Source organism: Telluria sp. ZB4P34, from assembly GCF_059686055.1.
Map to the genome: position 1 here is coordinate 39199 of NZ_JCASIF010000021.1, position 23500 is coordinate 62698.

At 56.2% G+C, this 23500-nt stretch carries 22 protein-coding genes and 2 pseudogenes; 10 read left to right on the plus strand and 14 right to left on the minus strand.

Annotated features, from left to right (window positions below; translation table 11 throughout):
- Positions 1–84: 84 nt before the first annotated feature.
- Entirely contained in the window at positions 85–1167 is a 1083-nt protein-coding gene (locus AC56KL_RS21535; protein WP_497182223.1) for a glycosyltransferase family 9 protein, read from the minus strand.
- On the minus strand, positions 1164–1463 hold the full coding sequence (locus AC56KL_RS21540) for a hypothetical protein (protein ID WP_497182224.1): 300 nt from the start codon (positions 1461–1463) through the stop codon (positions 1164–1166). Before AC56KL_RS21540 ends, AC56KL_RS21535 begins: the two co-directional genes overlap by 4 nt.
- Positions 1464–1646: 183 nt before the next feature.
- Here AC56KL_RS21540 and nudC point away from each other — a divergent pair, with 183 nt between their 5' ends.
- Positions 1647–2468 (plus strand): NAD(+) diphosphatase, encoded by an 822-nt coding sequence (gene nudC, locus AC56KL_RS21545; RefSeq protein WP_497182225.1) that lies wholly within the window; start codon positions 1647–1649, stop codon positions 2466–2468.
- Positions 2469–2490: 22 nt separating this feature from the next.
- Here the strand turns inward: nudC and AC56KL_RS21550 are convergent, their stop codons facing one another.
- The gene (locus tag AC56KL_RS21550; protein ID WP_497182226.1) at positions 2491–3372 is read right to left on the minus strand and encodes a hypothetical protein; all 882 of its coding nucleotides are present in this window, start codon (positions 3370–3372) and stop codon (positions 2491–2493) included.
- Positions 3373–3491: 119 nt separating this feature from the next.
- On the opposite strand from AC56KL_RS21550, the gene folE reads away from it, so the two are divergent.
- From folE to AC56KL_RS21565, 3 genes and pseudogenes are all read left to right on the plus strand, one after another.
- Positions 3492–4058 (plus strand): GTP cyclohydrolase I FolE, encoded by a 567-nt coding sequence (gene folE / locus AC56KL_RS21555; RefSeq protein ID WP_027867092.1) that lies wholly within the window; start codon positions 3492–3494, stop codon positions 4056–4058.
- Between the two features lie 116 nt (positions 4059–4174).
- A pseudogene (locus AC56KL_RS21560) lies at positions 4175–4450 on the plus strand (transposase); the annotation flags it as partial.
- Positions 4451–4625: 175 nt separating this feature from the next.
- Entirely contained in the window at positions 4626–5234 is a 609-nt protein-coding gene (locus AC56KL_RS21565) for an undecaprenyl-diphosphatase (protein ID WP_497182227.1), read from the plus strand.
- Positions 5235–5404: 170 nt separating this feature from the next.
- Here AC56KL_RS21565 and AC56KL_RS21570 read toward each other — a convergent pair whose 3' ends face one another.
- Positions 5405–5824, minus strand: a complete 420-nt coding sequence (locus AC56KL_RS21570; RefSeq protein WP_497182228.1) for a hypothetical protein — start codon at positions 5822–5824, stop codon at positions 5405–5407.
- 138 nt (positions 5825–5962) lie between these two features.
- Between AC56KL_RS21570 and AC56KL_RS21575 the strand changes: the two are divergent.
- Both AC56KL_RS21575 and AC56KL_RS21580 read left to right on the plus strand, forming a co-directional pair.
- Positions 5963–6493, plus strand: a pseudogene (locus AC56KL_RS21575) (RtcB family protein); the annotation flags it as partial.
- A gap of 2713 nt (positions 6494–9206) precedes the next feature.
- On the plus strand, positions 9207–9623 hold the full coding sequence (locus AC56KL_RS21580) for a PAS domain-containing protein (protein WP_497182229.1): 417 nt from the start codon (positions 9207–9209) through the stop codon (positions 9621–9623).
- 167 nt (positions 9624–9790) lie between these two features.
- On the opposite strand, the gene AC56KL_RS21585 is transcribed toward AC56KL_RS21580, so the two are convergent.
- Together AC56KL_RS21585 and AC56KL_RS21590 are read right to left on the minus strand one after the other, a co-directional pair.
- Complete coding sequence (locus AC56KL_RS21585; RefSeq protein WP_497182230.1) at positions 9791–10165, minus strand: lamin tail domain-containing protein; 375 nt, start codon at positions 10163–10165, stop codon at positions 9791–9793.
- 557 nt (positions 10166–10722) lie between these two features.
- The gene (locus tag AC56KL_RS21590) at positions 10723–11172 is read right to left on the minus strand and encodes a hypothetical protein (RefSeq protein WP_497182231.1); all 450 of its coding nucleotides are present in this window, start codon (positions 11170–11172) and stop codon (positions 10723–10725) included.
- A 509-nt stretch (positions 11173–11681) separates the two neighbouring features.
- On the opposite strand from AC56KL_RS21590, the gene AC56KL_RS21595 reads away from it, so the two are divergent.
- On the plus strand, positions 11682–12485 hold the full coding sequence (locus tag AC56KL_RS21595) for a hypothetical protein (RefSeq protein WP_497182232.1): 804 nt from the start codon (positions 11682–11684) through the stop codon (positions 12483–12485).
- A gap of 740 nt (positions 12486–13225) precedes the next feature.
- Here the strand turns inward: AC56KL_RS21595 and AC56KL_RS21600 are convergent.
- The 4 genes from AC56KL_RS21600 to AC56KL_RS21615 all read right to left on the minus strand — a co-directional run bounded on the left by AC56KL_RS21600 (position 13226) and on the right by AC56KL_RS21615 (position 16389).
- The gene (locus AC56KL_RS21600) at positions 13226–13567 is read right to left on the minus strand and encodes a YegP family protein (RefSeq protein ID WP_497182233.1); all 342 of its coding nucleotides are present in this window, start codon (positions 13565–13567) and stop codon (positions 13226–13228) included.
- A 285-nt stretch (positions 13568–13852) separates the two neighbouring features.
- Positions 13853–14548: an adenylate/guanylate cyclase domain-containing protein gene (locus AC56KL_RS21605; RefSeq protein ID WP_497182234.1), complete on the minus strand. Its 696-nt coding sequence runs from the start codon at positions 14546–14548 to the stop codon at positions 13853–13855.
- Between the two features lie 12 nt (positions 14549–14560).
- A complete protein-coding gene (locus tag AC56KL_RS21610) occupies positions 14561–15469 on the minus strand; it encodes a TIR domain-containing protein (RefSeq protein WP_497182235.1) in 909 nt (302 codons plus the stop codon).
- A 44-nt stretch (positions 15470–15513) separates the two neighbouring features.
- Positions 15514–16389: an adenylate/guanylate cyclase domain-containing protein gene (locus AC56KL_RS21615; protein ID WP_497182236.1), complete on the minus strand. Its 876-nt coding sequence runs from the start codon at positions 16387–16389 to the stop codon at positions 15514–15516.
- 419 nt (positions 16390–16808) lie between these two features.
- Here AC56KL_RS21615 and AC56KL_RS21620 point away from each other — a divergent pair, with 419 nt between their 5' ends.
- Both AC56KL_RS21620 and AC56KL_RS21625 read left to right on the plus strand, forming a co-directional pair.
- On the plus strand, positions 16809–18488 hold the full coding sequence (locus AC56KL_RS21620) for a hypothetical protein (RefSeq protein ID WP_497182237.1): 1680 nt from the start codon (positions 16809–16811) through the stop codon (positions 18486–18488).
- Positions 18485–19441: a DUF2726 domain-containing protein gene (locus tag AC56KL_RS21625; protein WP_497182238.1), complete on the plus strand. Its 957-nt coding sequence runs from the start codon at positions 18485–18487 to the stop codon at positions 19439–19441. Before AC56KL_RS21620 ends, AC56KL_RS21625 begins: the two co-directional genes overlap by 4 nt.
- A 77-nt stretch (positions 19442–19518) precedes the next feature.
- On the opposite strand, the gene AC56KL_RS21630 is transcribed toward AC56KL_RS21625, so the two are convergent.
- From AC56KL_RS21630 to AC56KL_RS21645, 4 genes are all read right to left on the minus strand, one after another.
- A complete protein-coding gene (locus tag AC56KL_RS21630; RefSeq protein WP_497182239.1) occupies positions 19519–20886 on the minus strand; it encodes an AlbA family DNA-binding domain-containing protein in 1368 nt (455 codons plus the stop codon).
- Positions 20887–21085: 199 nt separating this feature from the next.
- Positions 21086–21616 carry an HAD domain-containing protein gene (locus AC56KL_RS21635; protein ID WP_497182240.1) on the minus strand — a complete coding sequence of 177 codons (531 nt, stop codon included), beginning with the start codon at positions 21614–21616 and terminating at the stop codon, positions 21086–21088.
- A 34-nt stretch (positions 21617–21650) separates the two neighbouring features.
- Positions 21651–22052 (minus strand): hypothetical protein, encoded by a 402-nt coding sequence (locus AC56KL_RS21640; protein ID WP_497182241.1) that lies wholly within the window; start codon positions 22050–22052, stop codon positions 21651–21653.
- Positions 22053–22124: 72 nt separating this feature from the next.
- Positions 22125–22487 carry a hypothetical protein gene (locus AC56KL_RS21645; protein ID WP_497182242.1) on the minus strand — a complete coding sequence of 121 codons (363 nt, stop codon included), beginning with the start codon at positions 22485–22487 and terminating at the stop codon, positions 22125–22127.
- Positions 22488–22715: 228 nt separating this feature from the next.
- On the opposite strand from AC56KL_RS21645, the gene AC56KL_RS21650 reads away from it, so the two are divergent.
- Positions 22716–23018 carry a helix-turn-helix domain-containing protein gene (locus tag AC56KL_RS21650; protein ID WP_497182249.1) on the plus strand — a complete coding sequence of 101 codons (303 nt, stop codon included), beginning with the start codon at positions 22716–22718 and terminating at the stop codon, positions 23016–23018.
- The last annotated feature ends 482 nt before the right edge of the window (positions 23019–23500 follow it).

A 23500-nucleotide genomic window follows, 5' to 3' on the forward strand; every position in this document is an offset into this window, starting at 1 on the left:
GCGCCATGTGCTGTCTGCGTTTTTTTTGTCCGACTGCGTTTGTGCCTGTCCATGCGACCCGGGCACCTTGTCCGGACAGCCGGCTCACCAGTATGGCCACATCCCCGTAGCCCGCTGCCCGCTTGGGTCGGTCCCTGACAGCAGGGCGCGCGCATGCTGCAGTACGACGGCGATGCGCTCGGCTGTGGGATCCCAGATGCAGCGATGGCGCAGGCGGTCAAGCGGAGCCCAGCGGGCGATGTCGGCCTTGCTGAACACCACCACGCTGTTCAATCCCAGCGCTGCGGCCAGGTGGGAGACCCCGGTGTCATTACAGATCAGCAGCCGAGACCGGCTCATCAGCGCCGCCATGGCGCCGATCGAGATCGGCGCCGCTGCTTCGATCGCTGGTGTGCGCATATGCCCAGCCACTGCGCGCGCCAGCGGCGCTTCGTCGGCTGAACCGGTCAGGACAGTGACGAGCCCGAATTCGTGGCTGAGCTGGTCCGCCACTTCGGCGAAGCGTACGGGTGGCCAGCATCGGTCGCGCTTGCGCACACCCGGATGGATGCAGATGTACCTGCCCGGTTCAAGCTCGCGTACTGCGCTGCTGGCCTCGAGTTCATCGATATCTTCTTGTCGCAGCGGGAACTCGAGCCGGGTGCCGGTGATGGGCACGCCCAGCCTGTCCAGCAGGGCCAGCAGCCTTTCGGTTTCGGCGCCGCTGTCCGGGTAGGGAAAGAGCAGGGTACGGTCGGTCTGCCTGCCTTCGCCGCGGGTGAACCCGGCCATGGTCCGCGCGCCGAAGCCGGCCACGATATGGTTGGTTACCTCGCCGCTGTCGTGCAGTTGCAGTGCGAGGTCGAAACTCCGGTCGCAGATACCGGAATAGAAGGCGGCCAGTTCCTCGTGCCGGACCGCCTGCTCCGCCAGAAGCGGGTGCCCGGGGAAGGAGATGAACTCGTCGATATAGGCGTCGAAACGCTGGGCGAACTGCATCGCCGATGGCAGGCCCGTGAGTACGATGCTGGCATGTGGCAGCGCTGCGCGCAGCGCACGCAATGCAGGCACCGCACACAGCATGTCGCCGAGCTGCAGTGCGCGAAACACGATGAGCTTGCGAATGTCGTGACGCCGGAGGATGGAACGCCGCAAGGTGCGGACTGTTCCGCGGCAGGTGCGGATCATACTGGCAGCTCCGGCTCGCTGCGCCTGGTGACCAGGAGTGGCGGGATCGCCAGCGCGCGCGAACCGAACTCGCTGCTGCCCTGGTACAGGCCGATCACGCGCCCCGGGCACAGCAGGTCGAGCATGCGCGCGCACAGGCCCTCGCGGCCGCGCGGACGCTCGATGACGAGATCGGCGGCGCCGTCCAGCGCCGCCTCGGTGCCGGACAGCTGGGGCGGCGGCCCGAGGTAGTCGGCGCTCCAGCGGAAGTCGCAGGACGGATGCTTAATGCCGGGCACAACGGGGGTGTCGTCCATCGTCTTCTCCAGGTAGGGGTCGATGCAGCGAACAGCTCCACTTTGAGTCTGATGAGCAGCGACTAGTTCACTCCGTTCGTGGATTCGGGCAGGCGGACGGCAGGCTGAACGGGGGCGGAAGAAAGGCGCCGCGAAAGGCGGTATGATCGCGTCATCGTCCCGTCCGCTCACGTACATCCGACCATGCTCCAGACACCCGCTACCTTCACGCCGCTGTTCGCGCCCCGCCCCGACCCCGCACCCCTGAGCTTCCTGTTCCATGGCGGGCGCCTGCTGGTGCGCGAACACGACCTGGCCCTGCCCGATGCGGCGCTGCTGGAGCGGCTCGAGGTCGACCGCGCGCGCCTGCAGCCGCTCGGCCTGTACGGCGAGCGCTACTGCGAGGCCGGCTGGTTCGACAGCGAACCCGTGCTGCCCCCGGGCTATGCCCTGCGCGGCCTGCGCTCGCTGTTCGCGGACATGGACGAAGCCGTGCTGGCCCTGGGGGCGCGCGCCGCCCAGGTGGCGGAATGGGCGCGCACCCACCGCTTCTGCGGCGCCTGCGGCAGCGCCACCGCGCTGGCGGCCGGCGAGCGCTGCTACAAGTGCCTGCAGTGCGGCCACATGGCCTATCCGCGCATCTCGCCGGCCATGATGGTCCTGATCAAAAAGGGCGACAGCGTGCTGCTGGCGATGCACGTGGCGTCGCCCACCAAGCGCTTCGTGCCGCTGGCGGGCTTCCTGGAGGCGGGCGAATCGGTGGAGGAGGCGATCCACCGCGAGGTCTACGAGGAAGTGGGCCTGCGGGTGCAGAACCTGCGCTACTTCGGCAGCCAGTCCTGGCCCTTCCCGCATTCGCTGATGCTGGCCTTCACGGCCGACTACCTGGATGGCGAGATCCGCGTGGACACGGCGGAGATCGCGGAAGCGCGCTGGTTCGGGCCGGGTGACGCGTGGCCCGAACGGGTGCCGCACATCTCGGTGTCGAGCGTGCTGGTAGACGCGCACCGCCCGCAGGGCTGCTAGGCGCTATCGCAAAAGCCCGCCCTCAGGACTGGACCGGCGCGGCCTCCGGCCCGGTGCGCGGCGCCGCGTGCGATTGCGGCTTGGCGCCGGTGCTGCGCAGCTGGACGGCGCGCTGCAGCAGGTCGAACCAGAACGGGGCGCCGAACAGGGTGGTGCCGGCAGTGATGAGCCAGCCGGCCGCCTGCAGGGCAAAGGCGGTGTCGAACCGGGGCGGGAAGCTGCTCCAGCCGATCGGCAGCGTCCACAGCTGGCGCAGCGCCTCGGCATCGAGCGCCGCCGGCGTCGCCTTGATCTGGGCGGCCAGGGCCGGGTTCTGCCACAGCGTCTGGAACAGGTGGATGCTGTCGACGTTGAGCATGATCGTGAGCAGCAGCGCCAGCAGGAAGGAGATCAGCAGCTGGCGCCGCTTGTAGACGCCGGACAGGCGCTCCATGGCGCTGTTGAACCAGCCGGCGATGCCTTCCTGGAAGCGCTGCAGGTCGCCGCCGGCCTGGCGGTGCAGGGCCAGCAGCACGCGCCGCACCCCTTCGTCGGGCAGCGCCTCGACGGCCGCCTGCAGCGGAATCGCCGGATTGCTGCGCAGCGAATCGAGCAGCGCGATCGCGAAGTGGGCAGGTTCGATGTACGATGGTTTCACCGACCGCGCGCGACGCTCGCGGGTGCTGCCGTGCGGGTTGACCAGCGGATGGTCGTACAGGCTTTGCGCCAGCGCCTCGCAGCGCGGATCGTTCAGCATGCGCTTGACCGCGTCGAGCAGCATGTTGGCGCGCAGGCTGAAGGCTGCGGCCAGCGCTTCCTGCAAGCTACTGACGACCAGCGCCAGGGTGCCGTAGCAAAACGTCAGGCCGATGGCGACTTCAAGGACCGTGCTGCCGAACATGGCGATCTCCCAGGCTGGAACCACCGTCCACCCTACCCGGTACGTGGCGTAGATACATTGTTCTTGCTCAATAAATCGGCATGGCCGGATGTCTCAGGCGCATTTTCTATATACTTGCGGCACTCGATTTTTTAAGGTTCACCATGTCCGACAAAGAAGCTTTCACCGAACACGACTGGCGCCGCCTGCTCACCAGCCTGGGCGAGGATCCCGATCGCCCGGGCCTGCAGGAGACGCCGCACCGCGTGGCGAAGGCCTGGAAACACTGGACCTCGGGCTACGACCAGGATCCCGTCGAAGTGCTCAAGGCCTTCGAAGATGGCGCCGAGGAGTACAACGAACTGATCGTGGTGCGCGGCATCCCGGTCTACAGCCATTGCGAGCACCACCTGGCGCCCTTCTTCGGCAAGGCCACGGTCGGCTACCTGCCGAACGGGAAGATCGTCGGCCTGTCCAAGCTGACCCGCCTGGTGGACATTTTCTCCAAGCGCCTGCAGGTGCAGGAACGCATGACGATCCAGATCGCGAACGCGCTGATGGAAGTGCTGGAACCGAAGGCGGTCGGCGTGGTCGTCAAGTGCCGCCACATGTGCATGGAAAGCCGCGGCATCCGCGCCATCGGCGAAGAAACCATCACTTCCGCCCTGCTGGGCGAACTGCAGCCCAACCTGGCGCTGCGCACCGAGTTCCTGGCGCTGGCGCGCGATTGAGCACCGGATGAAGTAAGGCCGGCCATCGCATGGCCGCCCCGGCCATCTCATGGCCGGGGCCGTCTTGGAACCTGTTCCGGATCGGCCACCTCCAAGTCATTTTCGGAGGGCGCGCCATGGAACGTCGGGTTTACCCCAGCGACATTTCCCGCGAAGAGTTCGAGCCTGTACGCGGGCTGCTGGAAGCGGCGCGGCGCAAGACCCGCCCGCGCAAGCACGACCTGTACGACGTATTCTGCGCCGTCCTCTATTTCCTCCATACGGGCGCCACCTGGCGCAGCATGCCGCACGGCTTTCCGCCCTGGCGCACCGTGCACGAATACTTCACGCAATGGACCATGCTGCGCGACGGCGACCGCAGCCTTCTCGAAAGTGTGCTCGAGCAATCGGGACGCGACACAGAACTTGCCCAGTTGCGGCGATTGTTCAATCGTCGTTGAGCTGGCGCAGGGGTGCGTCAGCTTGCCATCGTATTGTCACAATCTGTTGCACTTCTTGAAAAGTGCGCCGGCCGGGCTCGGCTAAGCTACAAAAAACTTAACAATATTTTATCGCTGGGCTGGCGCCATGTTCGAGCACCTCAACCTGATCCTGTTTTCCGCCTTCAATGCCGATGCTGGTTTGGCCGGCTGGCAATTGCTGGGGGCCGTATTCGCCGCGGAGTGGCTGATTTTCCTGATGCCGCTGTCGCTCGTCATGCTGTGGGCCGGGGGCGCCGTGCAGGAACGCGAGGTTGCGCTGCGCGCCTTCATCGCGGCCGTCTGCGCGCTCACGCTCAATGGGCTGATCGGCCAGTTCTGGTACAGCCCGCGTCCCTTCGTGATCGACGTGGGTCATACCTTCCTGCTGCATGACGCCGACAGTTCGTTCCCGAGCGACCATGCCACCAGTATCTTCTCGGTGGCCCTGGTGCTGGCCTTCAGCCGGGTGCAGGCAGCGCGCCGCACCGGGTGGCTGCTGCTGCCTGTGGCGCTGGTGGTGGCGTGGTCGCGCGTCTACCTGGGCGTGCATTGGCCGAAGGACATGGCCGGTGCGCTCCTGATGTCGTCCGTTATGGCATGGCTGGCCACGACGCCAAGGGTGCGCGCGGCCTGCGCGCAGCTGCTGCCCCTGACGGAAACGGTATACCGCCGCGTGCTGGCGGTACCGATCGGGCGCGGCTGGCTGCGCCCCTGATGCGAAGCAAGGCCGGGTAGGAAAGCGCGGCCGGCAAGGCACCGCCCGCCACCTGCGACGGTGTGAAGGGATCCAACGCACGCAGGACGCGTGGACGGGTTCCTGCGCCGGCCGCGCTTACCTGCAACAGTCTGCTGCAACGGCCGTCTGCAAGGAGCGCCCGCAAGCTCCTATGACGCTTCCGCCGCCTCGAACACCAGCTTGCCGTGTTCGTCGACGTGGAAGCTGCCCAGCGCCTGGCCGGTGACGGCATCCGCCGCCGGCGCATCGAGTTCGCTGCAGCCTTCGGTCTCAACCTGCCAGACCTCCTCGCCCGCACGCAGCGTGTACTGGTTGGGACCGCTGGCGAACAGCTCGATCTCCAGTCCCGACAGCGGCACCTCCCCCAGCTCGATCTGGCGCTGGCAATCCGGCAGCCGGGTGGCGATCAGGCGCAGCGTCGCATCCTTGCTCCAGAAAACATCTTGCACCACACGCAGGGTGAGCGAATGGTCGCTGCTCTCGATCCGGTAGCTGGCCGAGTCGTTGATGCAGCCGGCCAGCAGCAGCGGGGTGAGCAGCGAGGTGAAGAGGACAAAGGGCTTGCGCATGGCGGTTCCGTGATCGAGTGATGCATGAGTGCATTGCCAGAGGGAGTATAGAAGCGCCGTTGGACGGGCGCAACCGCACGTGCGGCGCGGATGCGAGCAGGGCACCATGCTTTGCCGATTTGCGCGAAGATAAGCCACATGAAACGACAAGATACGACACAGGACATCGAACTGCTGTCGCCCGCAGGCGGCAAGCCGGTCAAGATGTGGACCCGGGGCGTGCCGGTGGAGCCCGAAGCGAAGCAGCAGCTGGAAAAGCTGGCGCAGCTGCCCTTCGTGTTCCACCACGTGGCCGTGATGCCGGACGTCCACGTCGGCAAGGGCTCGACCATCGGCAGCGTGATCCCGACCCTGGGCGCGGTGATTCCCGCCGCCGTCGGCGTGGACATTGGCTGCGGCATGATGGCGGCCAAGACCACGCTGCGCGCGAGCGACCTTCCCGACAACCTGTCGGGGCTGCGCAGCGCCATCGAACAGGCGGTGCCACACGGCATGTCACCCAAGATCCGCAACAACAAGGGTAGCCGCGACATCGGTTCCTGGAACAATCCGCCGCCCCCGGTCGATGCCGGCTGGGCGAAACTGAAGGGGGAGTTCGACGACATCTGCCGCAAGTACCCGAAACTGCGCGGCACCAACAACCACAAGCACCTCGGCACGCTGGGCAGCGTTTCCTTGAATGAGAAGAAAAATGGCCGAAAGTTGTCAGCTGTTCGCAACACCTTGACCGCTTAGACTCCTGTTCTAGTTATCCCTAGGTCTAATCAGACCCTTACACCAGTACAGCCACACGTGGTCAGTCACGGCTGGCTGGCGCACGCCTCTACGGTCATCGTCGCTTTCTGAGTACCCAACTGGTCTCCCATACCCAGCTCTCCACCTCATGTAACCGCCAGCGAAGCATCTTGCTTCCAGGCAGATGCATACGCGGGGGAACCTTGTGTGAGTTCGTTTTAATCTTCTTTTTGAGACTACCAGCGCTTTCGCCCAGCAGTTCGGCAAGTTCATCAACATCCAAATATTTCATTATCCATAGCTCCACAGTAAGCTATCTCTCGAACGAGACTGTCGAGCAATAGCGGTAGAGCGTGTAGCTAAGGAGATTATTTGACGGAAGACGTTATAACAATATCGCCGCGCGAGATGGGTTTGTAGTGCTGGTAACTACCCTGACCGTCATGCAGTATGTAGGAGCTACCGCAACTGATTTTGTGCTTTGAACGAAAGATTTCGGAGCGTGGCCTATGGTTAAGTTGGTCGGCTAACTAAGATAGTGTTCAGCCGCAGGCTAGTCTCAATTAGTTGTTTTTTAGCCGTCTCGTCTGTGTTATCCCATGAAGTCATCAATGACTCAGAACGTCTATTGCCTGCCATGGCATTACTAGACTTACCAATGATTTCGCGAAAGGCCAGTCACTCTCCGGCACCACTCGGTCTCGGGGAAATAAACCTGCTAACTTGCGACCGTTTGCTGAACCAAGCATAGCGGGACCTACACTAAACCAGCATCCCATTCCGCTGGCTCGACGCAAGCAGCCCCACAGCGGCCTCTTCACGATGAGTATGAACTTTCAGCTGCAGTGCCGGGGTAAGCAACCCCAAGAAGTTTAGTTGGTGCTACACTTTCCGCATGGAAACTGCGTTGTTCAATAATCGAATTGTGTCGGTCCAGGGCTTTCTGCGTGCTCAGTCGTCGCCCATGGATTACCCTATATGTCCCGTATGCAGTGAGAAGCTCTTCTTGTCTGCCACTAGAAGCGTGAAGAAGACTGCGAGTTTTAACCATCGGCCGCGTGACGAGGAAGCAAAGCGATGTCCCTTGTCTTACTCTTACCACCCTAACTACTCCTGGTTAAAGGACGTCGATATCGAGGAAGTCGAACTTCGAGCGCAAGCACTGAGGAGTTCATTTTACCAGCTTGATAATCTAAAGCGTGCTTTCATGTTCCTCTCTCGCGTAACGGGGAAGGGAGCGATAAGCCATGACGTTTTTGAGTTGCTTTTACATAGAGCAGATAAGTTCAATATCTGGCGATACTCTGGCTTACCGCTTTGGGCCGTTCCGTACATTTTGCTTACGTTTACCGATTTCTATGTCCGACGTGAGGGGAAAGAAACGTACGTGGTGAGATTTGTTATCGAAAAGCCTAGCCGCTCGAAGTTGAACACCACGTGGTTGCGGCCAACGCAGTGCAAGCTCGTGAAATACTTTGTGAACAAAGGTAAAGCTACCGTGGTCTTCGGTGCGCAGGCCTCAAGTGAGCGGCAAGCTACTGCCGGGAATGTAAAAAATCCGTTACCGTTTTCAGGAGATGAGTTCAACAACCTTACAGCAGACACAGCCTGGATAACTGGTGGGCTTGAGAGTTTTCTACGTAGGATGACAGTTGCTCCTGTCGTAGGCGCTGAAAGCGATTCTGCGAAGGTTTCGAAGGGCGCAGCTACTGCCTTGCAGACTGCAAAGCCTGATGAGCGGAACACACGAGGTGCTCCTATTTCTGTTCCCAAGCAGGCTAACCACGCGCAAAAAGCCCCCGTGACCGAAGTTCAAACTACGGTGGTTAGAGCCACACCTGATATGCAGAGTGCCAGCTCAAAAAGAGCTTCGACCAACCCTGGCGCGTCAGACAGAGAACTAGACATTGCCGGAGCGCGCGCTACAACTTTGACGTCACACCCAATTTATGGAGCGCCGCCTGCAGCAGCAAGGGTGATATCCGCTCAGCAGTCGCTGCACACTGCTACTTCAACCAGTTCTCCAGTGCACACGGCGAGGTCAGCATTGGGTGCCTCATTCGCTATAGCCTCATGGCCAGCGAGAGGCCGCAGACTTTGGACATGGGTTAAAACGCTTTTCCAGACTAAAACTTACTGAAGCGTAATGGACACCGGTGGAGTCTTCTAAAGTGAGAACAGTGAGCCTACGCACTGTCGAAAAAGAGCGTGAGCGAGCTACAGGAGGGGCGGGATAAATTGTTTGGGCTCAACTGCAGGAAGTCGAAGATAAGTGCCGCCTGTCCTCGGCTTATGCTTGGCTTTCGTATTGAGCATTGAGTACTCCCCAAGTGTTGCTCAAGCCCAGTCGCGAGCGCGCGAGGCGTCGGAGAGGGGTGATTCGATTTTGCAGGCGCAGAACGCTGCGGCGCGTAAGAAGCACGACAAGAAATTTCGCTAGTTGCAGACTTGTCGCCGCCTTCGCTGCCGGCGTGTGCTCGACATACATGTACATGAGCGCTGCCGACCACGGGAAGGTGCGTGCGGAAGACTGCTGGTGCAATCGGATAGAAAGCAGCTTGTTGTAAGCTGACCAGAGGGGCAGCAAGTACAACCGTCAATCATCTATAATTCTTGGCTGTGTAACTAGCCACCACTGCAGAATCCGATGAGCACTTACGAGCAAACGGGGGCGCCGACTGGGCTCTCAAGCGAAATTTCCCTTTTCCGCGCTATCACCCAGAACATACCTGGTGCCGCTGTATTCGTAGTCAACCAAGACTTCCGCTACTTGCTTGCAGGAGGTGATGGGTTGAAGGATGCGGGGATGACTCCGGCGGACTTCGAAGGAAGGTTTCTTGCGAGCGTCATACCAGCTGAGCAGTTGAATCAGGTTTTGGCGGACTACACAACGATTTTCGAAGGAAAGACTTTCGTTCGGGAGCACCCTGTCGGCGAGCGTTTCTACAGAACTCGAGGCAGGCTTATCAAAGGGACCAACGGTACTCGTGATGTAGCTTTAGCCGTCTCGTACGATATTACCGACGAGGTTAAAGTTGCAGAGTTGGGTCAATTTGACCGGTAAGCGCCTTCCTGGATTTCTCGTGACAACGCAGCGTGTGTATATGAAAAAACCGCCCTTGTGGCGGTTTTTCTCTGCCTGCAAGGGGCAGCTTACACGCTCACTCTTGGCAGTATGCCCCTCTGCCTCAGCCAGAGGGACATGAGGCCCAGGTAGTTGCCAGCCACGCGTTACTGCTTCTTAGGTCCTACAGTCAGTGACGAGCGTTGAGCTCGTGGTGCCGTGAACAAGAACGCCCTGTCCCCATTTACGTTCCAGACGGTCTCCTTCAAGCCCCAGTGTACGTTGTGCTGTACTTTCTTGTTCGTCGTTTCTCCCTTCGAGTATTTGCCGCTCTGAGTCCACAGCACGACGTAGTCTCCTTTCTGAACCTCCAGCTGAGGGAAGAAGAAGACATGGCGAAGCTTGTTAGACGGGGCTTCATCGGAGCCGTATGTGCTGTCGGTAAGAAGGTAGTCCCCGAGATTGCAGTCGGCATTAACCGCCAGGAAGACGTGTTCACTTTGCAGGTTGCCAGTATTGTTAACGGAAATAAGTTTCAGCATTGCTATCCCTAGTTTGTTGTCATGGACACATCGTCCAGCTAGCAAATGGGTGCCGTGTAGAAAATTGCAAGTCCTACAGGCAAGTACAGCCTACTGAGTCGGGTCATACCATATTGGTTCGAAGTTAGGCAGCAAATGCAGCTGCTGCGCAAGCATTCAAATAAGTTGAGGGTACTTGTACTCGGTTCGTTACTCGACGAAGTGTCGCTGTAATGGCAACAAGGTGGGGCATCTTGGTACCGCACTGCTCTGCTTCACGTTCGAGCTACGGGTGGTGCCTGGCGCGCAGGGCCCAAGTATGTAATGCGCCAACCGCCGCGCCTACCAAAGCACGGTGACACTACGAAGTAGCTTCTGTTCGCAGCCGAGAGGCTCCGTCGCGACAAGCAGCTGAAGGTGTACGAGCGGATGCACCGACGCCATTCAGATACGACGAGGCTTGGTGGTGGGATACGCTGTGCATCAACTCGAAGGACATTCTATAGGCGGAAAAGGGCCCGCAGGCCCCCTTCGAGTTTAGCTCATGCCTATATGTAACCAAGCTTCTGAAGGCGCGCTTAATGAGGCAAGGTGTCGTACTCGGCTTTAGGGTCAAACGACATTGGCGTTGCCTCATTGATTCGCGAATCGAGGTCGTCGATGACGGTTTCTAGCTCTTGCAGGTCTCCGTTAGTCACCACATCTTTGCTAAGAATTTGCTCTGCTCGCGCTTTCTGTTCGTACGCCAGGTCGACATGGACCGAGTGCTCCGCGGCATCCGACGTCTCCGAGGCATCGGTATCATCATCAGAGTCGTCGAGAACCTTGTTGTAGTCGCCTGATACGTGCGCGTCTACCCGGACCAGCAGATTTCCAAGTTCTTCAAGTCGCTCTTTCTGTTCGTTGATGTCATCCTGGTCAGCCGGCGCCGTTGGGTCCGGGGCCGGGGGAGTCGCTAGGCTCACCTGGGAATTCAAAGTTTCCGTGCAACTGGCGCCGGTATCGTCTTTATTCAGGGGATTGTTCATCGTCAAGGCTCCTCCAAAGCAAGGACTTAGCCGAGCTCAATGCTCGGCTTCGGTTTGTAAGTATGCCATTACTTGAAAGAGAAGATGGTTCACACACGACCAAAGGCAGAGGCGCCGTCGAGCACTATTCCAGATGTAGAACCGCCGGTAAACAACCGTTCTAGAACTCCTTACTCGAGGTGCCGACCAAGCAGTCCTCAGGCGAGCTCTAGCAGGTCTGCAGCACTTGATTAACTATCAAAAAATACAAGTTAACCCTTGGTATAATTTTTCCTTGCAGACATAATATGCATTGAGCCGCTTTCGCCTCCATGGCTCGAGCGATTACCCGGTTAGGATATTTTTAGGAGAAGTAAGTGCTGCGTGTTTCGAATCGAGTGTTAGGTCTAGGCTTAGTATTTGCGAGTGTTAGCTTGGCTGGTTGTGGTACACCAAGTCGTCCTGTACCAGTTGTTTCGTACTCTGCGCCTGCCGTGGTAGAAATTCCAACTGTCACTCACGAATATAACGTGACCACGGTTGATGCGGAGGGTAAGCCAGTTGCCGGCAGTGATGTTGAAATCAAAGTAACTTCGAAAGGCGCAGCTGAGAAAGAAGTAAAGTGCGTAACTGACGCGGCTGGACGTTGCGAAGCAGTGAGCATTGAGGTGAAGCGGGACCCGACCTATACATATGTCACGAGCTACGCATCGAATGCTGCAGCGGTAGCGAACAAGTCAGGGTACTACACTGCTAAGTTAGGGCAGTACATCAATGACTCGACGAAGAAGTCCAACAGTCGCGACATCAAACTGCGCTTGATTCAGCCTCTAGACTACCTAGATGCCAACCTAAGGAATTCTGCGGCCGACAAGGAACTGCGCGGTCGCGTGCTTCGCTTCCTAGAGGTTATCAAGTTGCAAAGCTTGCTTAACGACGCAGAGGTCATGCTGAGCGGTATCGGCACCTCGGAATTTAAGAGCAAGAAGTATCTACGCGTGCGAGTCAACAGTACGACTGTCTACAACTCGTTGAAAATGGACAAGTACGCTATTGGTAAGCAGCTGTATGACGAAACGGTACGTAAACTGCTCAATCCGTTGAACGACCATATCGCAGCACCGAAAGCCTATTTCGGGTACGACATCGTCGTGTACGGCTACACTAAGAACCTAACGGAAAAATATGCCACTCCAACGAAAATCGAGTACCGATTCTTGCTGCCAGAGGCAGCTGTACGCCGTTATAAGGAAAAAGACATCTCTGGCCAGGCACTGTTGGACGCTGGCGTTCAGCTGATTGATGATGAGCGAGTCGAGTTCAAGCTCCAGTAACTCCTACGTGAATTTTCACGACTATTCAGCATATGAATACGAGAAAACCGCCCTAGTGGCGGTTTTTCTCTGCGTGCAAAGTAGCACTCTACACACTTAAGTCCATCAAATTCATAGAAAAGTTTTCTCGGATAGTTCCCGCACTCAGATGTGTGGTTGACCGCCGGCAGCCGACACTATGACGTAGTCATTGTCCTCCACTCGTCACCTTCTCATATTAAGCCCTCCGGCTTTGGTTAGTAGGGCTTCAATAATGGTACTTGCGAGGCGAAGTACTAGAACCGCTAACATAGTCAACTGACGTTCTTGCTGCTTCGTAGACACTAAAGTCAATGACGAGCGCTGCGCTCGGGGTGCCGTAAAGAGAAATGCCGTAGCATAAGAGCGTCTAAAAACGTTCAGGAGAAGGCGCACTGCCGCAGGCAGTTCGCTTGTACAACAAAACGTGCAATGCCACCATTGGGTGCACTAAGAAAAAAAAACCCGGAAAGGACGCCGGGTTCAAGTGCCGAGGATGTCAAGCAGGCCAACCACAGTGCGGCACGACACGTGTGAACTATAGCAGCGACCGTTACAGGCGCAAACACAGTACGACGTGGAAATGTCCTAGGCATTGTTGAAAGCCCATGCTTAGAGCGTCTAACAAAAGCCTCCTGCATTGCACCGTTTTGCCTGAAGGTTTTGTTGGACGCTCTAAGTGCCGGCCTTCGCGCGCGAAGAGTTCTTCGCCCGCAATACTCTTAAGCCGTCATGTCGATGATTCTGGTGGTTGGCCCGTTAGCCTTGCACGATGCGATACCGCCGTCACGAGCCGTAGTGGAGGAGTACATCTGGCTCGTTCCAATAATCTGGCTATTTATCGCTTTGAGGACAAAGTACGGCTGGCTGGCTACGGAGGTACGTCGTTCGTAGCGCGAGTCGTAAGGACTATTGGACTGGCAAGAAGCGATTCCGTTTTGTGCTCCTTGCTTGGTAGCGTAGTTCTCGCTGGTCAAGATGGTTTCGTGGTTGTCTGCACGAAGCACAAAATGGTAGTACTGGGTTGCAGCTGGATTCTTCTGAAGTACGTAGTAGCCGGGCATGGCATCTCCTAGAGTGGACGGAACATCTTTTAATATGGGCGCAAAGCGCCATTGCTATCTTCTTACGATTTTCCGTAATTCAAGATGCCCGACTATGAATTACTGGCTAGATATGCAACTTCATGCGGATGGGATATCGACTCTCGCCCCAATCAGCTCGGCGGTGCCATGGATGTGCTATGTAGGGTTCTGTACGTTGAAGCAGAGCAGGTTAGTAGAGCTCAACCGCAGTCACGTCTTACGACTAAAGAACGGCTGCGCAGCCCAGTTGCGCCGTCATTGCTCTCAATCGAACGCATAACCCCACCGAGAACGATAGATGCGACGCCCGTCAAATTGGGACCATGTAACAGCCTCCCACATCGAACGCCCATCGTGGGTTTTCACATCCGGACGCAATCTGTTGAACACATCTTCTGAGATGTAAGTTTGGTGAGTTTCGGGCATGGCTGCCAACTTCGCAGCATGATTGGCTGCACGGCCGACCCAGACGAGGTCGTTGTTGCCTCGAACACCAGTTTTTGCAACGAAAAGGTCACTCGTATCGATGCCTACCACGTGCTTCAGCTCGAAGTCAGTCGTTGGATAGCGAAGCTCCAGGGTAGGCTGTATGAACTCATCAACTGCCCACTTCAACTGCAACGCAGTGCGTACCGCCTGTGAATTTTTCGCGTCACCGAAATAGACCGCCATCACGCGGTCGCCGTCATAGGCGGTAATCGTACCTTTGTTTGCAACGATGATTTTTGCGGCGCAGTGCAGGAACATCTTGTAGACCTTTGCAGCAAACTGGGGCTTGTATCTGTCTACTAGAATGGTTGAGTCAGCGAGGTCGGCATAAAGTACCGTTGCCGCTATCGTTACTGCGTCGTTACCCATCCCTATGGAGGTATCGACCGGTACTACGCGACCTTCACGCGACTCCCATACCCCGTGAGCAATTTTGCCCATTTCGCTGTTGAGCCCATCAGCTAGCCCCATGAGAATCCTTTGCTATTTCGCCCCAAGGGCCTTGATGTGTTTGCGCAGTGTGTGGCAAGCTGGCGCCATTAAGGTGGCCGCGTCTGGGCCATCGGTGAACCTGTACGATATCGTCGTGAGGCCGGCGAAGTCGCTCGGCAACCTTACCTTCTCGTCACGTGATTCCATCAAAATCGCTCGCTCACGACCTAAGCGACCCATGAAGAGGCCAAGCTCGAAGATGACGTTATCACGGGCCGTAGGCCACGTTGCTCCTCGTGAGACTGTAGTGTCGTCAGGATGGGCAATCGCAATGGCAAAGTCCGACCGGTCGACCTCATCTTCCAGACTTTGGATTGCGTAGCTGGATACCTTGAAGACGCCGTCGGTCCATAGCACAGTCTGGAACTCGTCATGTTCAAAAGCGCTTTGGATTTCACGAGCAATCGGTAACGATTCTGCAGACGAGATGATGAAGACCCTAATCTTGTCTCTAACTGCGTTCACCAATGCATTGCGTTGCCTAAGCCGCTTGGCCACCTCGCGAGCTAAGAACCGCCAGATGTCGGGATACCGTGAAGCGAGCTCTGCCAGGGCTGGCTCGCTGAGCTTACCGACTACTGAATTTTCTAGCGCAACGACAGTGGCAGAACGTAGCAGTGACGGCTCTATAGCAGCCATCTCACCAAAGGTGTCGCCAGGCCCGCGGCGTTGGACTTCCTTACCGTTTACAAGAATGGAGAACAGGCCCGTGAGAACGAAATAAACATCGTTGTCTGCGCCGTCTTGCTCGACCGCGACAGTTCCAACTTTGAACTCTACGAGTTCTGCGTTTTCGGATAGTTCTTTTGCAAGAGCTTTGTCGCCGGCGACAATCTTCTGGCTTGCGAAGGCTTCCACGCGTAGACGTGCACCTTTCTCGCCACTTAATCGGTCAAGCATGCTTCCTCACTTTGTACATGTTATCGCTCCGTTCCTAATTAGCTCTATATCCAGGACGTTACACGCCGCAGCGGACCAGGCACCGCGTCGCGGCTCAGCCAGTCTATGAGCTTAGCCAGTTCGTTCGGTTGGTAACCCCGCTGCTCGGCAGTCCAGGCAGCCATCTCTGTAGAAACGAAGTTCCCCTGATAGTCGGACGAGCCCATCAAGACTGGAGAAACGCGGTCTAGGAGCTTTCGGTTTGCTGCGCTCAAACGGGAAAAAGCACTTGCCGAGACTTGAATAGGCTTCTTTGAGTCGCGGTTACCTAGGTGGCAAAGCTTGGCGGCTTCGTTGACTACGTCGCCCATCCAGACGACATCGTTAATGCCGGAGCCTTTGTATCCTGCCTGTATCATCAATGCTCGCCCGGCTGACATACCGATGCCGCACCTTAAAGCTGAGTAGCCTTGTTGGCTCAGGCGCCAATTCAAGTGCAAGAGTACGCTGTTGAGCTCACCAGCCCTCAAGAATACAGAGTCGACGTCAGCGTCATCAGGCGCGTGAAAGACAGCGCCCACGCAGTCGCCTTGAATGAAGATTTCCCCACAGTTAGGGTCTTGGTTTAGTACAGCTACGCACTCTGAGATGTAGGCTCGATAAATCCTTCCAAGTACAGCGGGTGTATGCTTCTGTGGCAGGGCCGAACTGCCGCGGATATCGACAAAAAGAGCTGCGCACTCAACGTAGAATCCGTTCTCATACGTCAATCGGCTAGGTGAAGGGATGTGTTCAGTTGTTACGAACGCTTCGTCAGTTAGACCAAGTATCGACCGCATGCGAACGTCGCTCGCCTCAAGGCTGAATGGAGTATTAGTAGGCTTCATATGCTCTATCGTAAGTAGCGTAGCAGCGGCTGAGCTGCACTTTAATTTTGCCATCTTATCGAACGCAGTAGCCGAATGCTGTGCTTGAAAGCGCCAATAGGCTTGTATGAGCTGTCCAAATCACTGTAAGAAACCGAGCTAGGCCTAAGCCGCCCCATTTCTGTTCTCAACATGTCCTGATGAGGCGCGTGTTAACCGGCACACGTGGTTGCAACTGTTGACCTGGATTCGAAGTCACAGCTTCCTCGCACAGGTGTACTTGACAACGCTCAAAAGTGATGGCTATCATCGTTTCGCGGTTCAGCCGAACCGTGGGTGAGTTGCTCCCGTCAGTGCACGCACCGGACGCCCGTCCGGCCTGGCAAAACCAGTTTGTAAGTGTCTCCTTTGCCAATTTGCGGCTTTGGTTGAACTCTGGAAAGCCGAACAACGCGTGCCGTTCTTGACTGTGCTTTCCGTACGGAGCTCATCCAATGATAGTTTCTCACCAGACTGGCGGGCCAAGTCTCGCTCAAACTACCCTAGAAGCACAAGCCCAAGCCCTTTGGCTGTACATCCAGGCTAAAGCACCAGGGTTCACCTTGAACGCTGCGCATGATGTTGTGGCGCGCTTAGACTTGGGGCTAGACCAAGACGTCAAGGCGCTTGCAAAGCGGTTACGGGGTCTTCTGCAAGAGTACCGTGTGACACTGAAGCATACGAATGCGCTGCATGCTGCTTCGCGCCTACTCGGTTTCGCGAGTTGGCATAACAGCGGCAGTAACCATGAGCTACTCTTGCGGCTTGTGACTTTCGATGTCGACCTTGCCCGTGAAGCGCTGTTTAAGTCATGGGACGACCTAGCCAAAGAACTCTGCCAATGGGCTGACCGCTTACTCGGTCGTGGACAGTTGCCCCTTGGGGTTTTGACGCTGAGCTTTAGCGGTGAGGCCTTAAGCTTTAGCACTCCTGCACCACCGGTGGGTGATGAGCAAGAGCGAAATGAAGTCTGGCCCCTTGGCACAATCGCGTCAGCAATCAATGACGTGCAGTGGCTTAGGGATGCGCCAGCGGCCTTGGAAAAGCTGCGCCGTCATCTTGAAGAGAATGGCCATGCTGTGCTTGATGGCTATGCCGTTATGCGTTTGTGCGCAGCGTCGCATGACAATCCAGAGCATCCAATGGCTGTTGGCATGTCGGATGTAGTCAACTCTGAGCTTGTACTCATGCGTGAGGACGAAGACGAGCCAGGGAGCGGTTATGAAATCGCGCGCGGCAATGAACTCAGCTGCTGGCATCAGCTTGAGCTGTCTCTACGTGAAAGTATTGCTGACGAGATGACGCCTTTACAGGTCACGATACCTCAAGAGGGGGCCGGGGCATGGTATGTCAATGGCGCCAGGCACGTTTGGGCGCTCGAAACGCTCAAGCCGAAAGCGTACGTGCCTGGTCGTGTCAACCGTCAAATTGGTATTTCTGACTGTGAGCGCCTGCTACGCCGTTACCGCTTGGCCAAACGCATCCATGGGAAGACCTTCAAGCATCACGAGCAAACTAAGCAAGTCGACTATCTTGGCCGTCCACCAGAAACGTATCGCGTTGACTTACATTTCCTGCTGCACCAGTTGAACAACGCTGGGCTGACTTGGGAAGGATACATCCAGAAGTTCGACGCGGAGCCATACCCGATGACTGACCAACTGCCTGCAGGGTTCGTGTTTCAGCTGCTTGAAGACCTACAAATCGGAAGGCCGAATGACGTTTTCGCTAGGCCGAACCTATCAGAGATGGAGCGTGTTGACGATGACGCGCTACTACGTGCTCTTGTCCCTCGCGTTGAGCACGTTCGGTTTGTCATGCCAGGGAACCTGGACAGTGAGCATCAGGAGCAGTTGCGCGAGGCTGTTGAGGGATTTTCTAACGAACTGCGTATGCAAAAGCTCTTTGGCACAGGAGCGTTGTCAATAAAGGACGAGCTGCCACACCTGGTCTGGGCTAATGCAACAGAGGAGTTGCGTATGGCGGTGGAAGCTCTTGGACTCACCATGTATGTGGCGACAGTTCCGTACTTGCACTCCACAAAAGGGATACTGCCTGAAGTACAGGGCGTCAACCCTTGGCCTTGGGCCTTCGGCAACGCATTTTTCTTTCGCTTTGTCGGGAGGTCAGAATGACTCCAGATATCCTGCAACTTCGCGAGCTCTTGGAAGCGCGCAACATCGGTGGCTTCCTTGCTGCGTATGAGGCATACCGCCGGCAGAATTGCATCGAGCCAGGTTTAACTGGATTGACGCAACGTTTCTTGCCACCTCTACTGCGCGCCGCATTCGAAGCGGAAGAGCTGTCGGCAGCAGACTTAGTACTGCTGTGGCGCTTGGTACGCGACGGTCGGCTGCTGCTTGTAGAAAATGACCTTCTGGTTGGTATCAACATTCGCATCAACGATGCTATCAAGGTAGCAGAACCAGGCACGAAAGTACCGGTTCAGCCTTTGGTAACGTTTGACGCTCAGGAGTCAGCTGATGCAACAACCACTCGAGCCCCAAATAGGTGTCCTCTCAAAGACGACACGCCTATACGAGTCACTGAGGTCAAGCGCGTAGCTGTCGCTAGCTCGTTTTCATTCGGTACCTGGTCAGCGGTAGATGCTTTTGATTTTCGAAAAAATCTTTGCGCTAGCCGACAGGAGTACGAATTCTTGACTGCAGTACGCCAATACTTCCCCTCGCTGCGGGCCTATCCTAACCAGCCACTGCGTAATTTCATAGACATCGAGAAGTTGGAAGCAGTGGTGCCGCTACGGGTCCGGAACTACGCTTGGTCTGCCCAGGTTGACGTACTGTTGTGCACAGAGGATGAAGACCCTGTGATGGGAATCGAGCTAGATTCTGTTCACCACGACGCCGATGAGGCCGCTGAGAGGGATGAGCTTAAGAACCTTCTGTTCAAGCTCGCTGGAATTCCTCTAATACGCATACGGCCGGCGGATACGAGAGCAGTTCGTGCTGAGGATTTCTACGACCTGCTAATGGCTGAGTCAGAAACGCTCAGCGTCTTGCGTCCACGGAGATTAAGGCCTCGACGCACGCATGATTTCTTAGTGCCTGCGGAAGTAATGACACGTTAGGACCAAAATTAGCGGTGCCCAGCAAGGCTAGGCACCGTGCATTCTACGAATGCCGGCGTTTCCTAAAGAGCGATAGCTCAGGTGTACTCACGGCCGAGCATTTGACGTAGCTCTTCGTCGAAGAACTTAGCTGGCGGCTCGAAGAATGAGAACTTCCGTAATAGTGGCGTGACTATCTTCGCAACAATTGAGCCTAGTGCAGCGTCAACTTCAGTTGGTGCCACTTCCACCTCTATTCGGAACGTGTCATCGTGCGCCTTCGAGTCCCCGAACATGATGCGGCGCCCGTTGTGGCTAAAGAGCGTACGGCCAGCTAAGCCTTCCCATTCCATCAGAAACTGGAGGCGATAGTCCCCAACTGCCATTCTCCCACCAAGCTCTTTCACTCGAAGTATGAACTCGGCGACTCTCCAGACTGGCAGGGTAAGCTCGAACAACGTCCGTGGGAGTTTGCCAGCGTGTTCGTTAACGAAATCAGCACCATCTTCCTGATGCCCTCTGACCAGCACAATCTCTCCTTTAGGCGAAACCCGCCAAAAGTCAGCATGGCCTGGGTCGCGTTGCTCCGACCGACCTAGCCAGCATTCGACGATATCGTTCTCTGCAGGGTAAGGCTCAAGCTCGTTCCGGTTGAAGACGTACATTGGCGACCAGCCGCTGTAACGCTTCAGGCCCCGTAGCATGTCCAACACTTCGTGCGGACTGAGCTGCTTTAACTCGCCGAGGATGCGGGCAGAAAAGATGTACCTGCCGTGGGCAAGGCGTGCACCTGCATCTTCCGGCAGTTTCTCCTCTTGCATCTTCTCTAGTTTTTTGACGGAGACGTCACGAAAAGCCGTTAGTTCAGCAAACGGGTGAGCAGGCTTCGCTAGGCCCTGCATACCGAGAAGGCCGGCAGTTGGTCCTGTGCCGAGTATGGCTGCTAGTGAGCCCAGGAGTTCCTCTTTGCGCGCTAACAGACATCGTTGAAGCAATCCATCCCAATCTGTACCAGTCTGAGGCGGACTGCTTTCGGGACCTGGTCTGCGAATGTAGTACGAGTCTAGCTTGGCACTCTTGCCTCCATCAGGCGAGTCGCTCTTACAACGGACTGGAACCTTAGCGCCCCCTGGCACAACAATCACCGGGTAGAGCTCACCTGTAACGGGATGAGCGACTAGATGCACCATGCAATGAAACGTCGGTTCAGCATATCGCTTGATTATGGTGTTAAACAAATCAGTGCTGAAATTTTCGAGGCTTGCAGGACGGTTTGGGTCTGGCACCGGTGGGTTGCCGTCTATGAATCCAATGACGAGGTATCCCCCTCCGTGGTTCCGAAGAGCCAGAAGTTCCTTCGCAAACTTGGCTTGCACGTTCTTGTCTTGAACGTCCATCCATTGCTTGAGCTCGATATCAAGGTCTTCTCTAGGAAATCGCAAAAGCTCCTGCAGCTCTTCGTTCATGTGTTCGAACATTTTTTTGTTGAGACTAACAATCTTACCAGTCCAGACTCTTCTGAAAAAGGAAGTTGTACCTTCTCAACAGACATCGAGTTTGTCGTCGCAATTTACCCATGTCCACTAAATAGCTAAGCGGGCCAGCATGGGCGAGCGGCATCGCACATACTTCGGCGCCACAGGCGGAGCCACACGACTACTAGGCTCATTGACATTGGCCGTGCAGTATCTCGCGAGCTGCGCTTAGCTTCGCGGCACTAAAGCCAACTGATGCGTCGCAGAACACTGTCCTATCCTGTAGCCAGGAGCCGAACAGCGCCGCTCCCGACACGTCGTCGTCAATGATGACGTAGGCATGGTCGTTTTCCGATGCTTCGACTGTGAGCCAAGCTTCGATTTCGCTCAACCTGTTAGAGGTCTCATTGCAGGGAGTGCACCACTGCTTGCAAAGGTTGAGCGCCACGAACTTCAGGCCACAACGCTTCAGCATTCTTCTCATCTCTTCTAGGTTTAGATGAGATGCCCAAGGTGAGCTAATCACATAGCTTGGCTCGAAATCCTTGTGCAACGCATGCAAATTTCGAAGTGCATTAGCGTCAAGTACGTCGAGCCAAATGTCGGGAAAAGCATCGACAATTGCCTTGGCATTGGCGTCCAGGACTCGGACGTTGTCACTGAACTTGTGAATGGCCAGCGCATTGTCGAAATTTAGGAAGACTACTGGTTTAGGGTTCATCTATAGGGGTAGCGCGGTGGTTCAAGTGAACACTTCAGCCCGTGCTTTGGTGAGCCGTTAGCCGGCAAGCCTCTGGAAGTGGCCAACCTAAGTCTCTGGCAACCTGCGTAAAGGTCCACTTGAGCTGCTCCTCGGTGCCGTATCGACCGTTCGCTTTGACCGCACGTTGGTAGTACTGCAGGATGATTTCTGCTTCACTCATGTGTGCCCGTTTTCCGGCTTTCGATTCGAAACACTTTTGCGTCATCGCAGAGGCAAGGGCAGTGCTGTAATTCCAGTCTTGCCAGCGCTCGTGCGGCGCGTTGCCTGAGCTGTAGAATTTGCCGTTTGCAGAAGAGGTCAAGAGCAGCTTTGGCTGATAGCCGGAGACGGCTCCATGCATCGGATGGTGTGGATAGTCAGCGGGTACTTCCGCGTAGTCAGGTGTATCGGACATGCTAAGCCCAGCGATACACATAACAAACGCTCGATTGCTTGGTACCGGTCGACCAGGACACTCTTACATGACTCATGCGACGTGCTCGACCTCAGCAAATGCATCCTGGAAGAGGACGCTTAGCTGCGCGTGAGTAAGCGGGTAGCCGATTTGTCGTGTCAAGAGCGCCTGTCGAATCCAGTGCTCTAGTTCATCAGTAAGCGCTGGAAGCAAAACCTTCCAATGCTTCTGAAAAGTACGGAAGCGTGCCAGGCCTTGCGCGATAAGCAAGCGCTCAATCCAACGGTACATCAGTTCCCGTACTCCTTTCATCTCACCGTCGTAGAGCGCATCACCCTTATACATCGCTAACACTCGCGCGAGAAAAATCAAAGTGTCAACGGGTAGCCGATGAGGAAGCAACTCGCCGTTATCAAGCCTTTGGATGTAGCGCATCCAGTGTTGCGTTGTGACTAAAGTTTCCGACGCAGAGTTTTGCAGTGGCATGATAGATACGGTTGCTATACAAGTTACACCTAAAAATGGAAGAAGTCGTGGAGATGAACCGACCCACATGCGCGTCTAATACGTCACATAAACAGTGTAATACTAAACAGTGGAATTGCAAAGAGTGTCACGCCCTGCATTGTAGACGTATGCCGTACAGTGATGGATGCTGAGGCGATGTCAAAAACGAATAGCACACTGTCATTACGGACCCGGTTTGCCAGAAATCTCCGCGCTTTTCGGGTCAGCCAGAACCTATCGCAAGAGGAGTTAGCGACACTCGCTGGTTTCAGCAGAACGTTCGTTAGCGATGTCGAACGGGAAGTGAGGAATTGCACCATTGACAACATTGAGCGCTTGGCTACCGCACTAAAGCTTGATGTATCGGTGCTTTTTGTCCCTGTAGCTGAGGACGATGAGATACCTGACGTCTTGCCCAAGGGGCCGCGAAGCAGAAGGACAAAAACGCCACCAGAGTAACCGGGTCTCGCATCTGAAGCTGAAAATGATAGCCTCAACCCACACGTTAAAGTGAGAGTTGTCCGCTAATTCTCCTTCTTAACTGGTTAAGATAATCACCGATTTCCACAAAATTGCTAAAGCTCAAAACGCTTTAAATTGACATAAATTTTCTTGTTTCCTTAAGTCAAGCGTGCCATAGTTATTAGCCTATTGCTTATCATTTGAGCTCTAGTTCAAAGCGACTCAGCTAGCCAAATTTTCAGGATGATTTGTAGGAGTTGTAGCATGGCTTGGTTTAAAGATACGTCGGATGTAATTAAGGTTGTCGGTAGCCAGGCGCACTGGACGAAGGATTTTGGTCCAGGTGCCGAAGTCCTATATTCAGGAATCTACAAATGCATTGGCTGCAAGAAAGAAGTGACCTCCAACAAGGGTGACCCCTTCCCGCCACAGAACCATCACCAACACAGCACTGAGGAAGGTCCTATACGTTGGAGGCT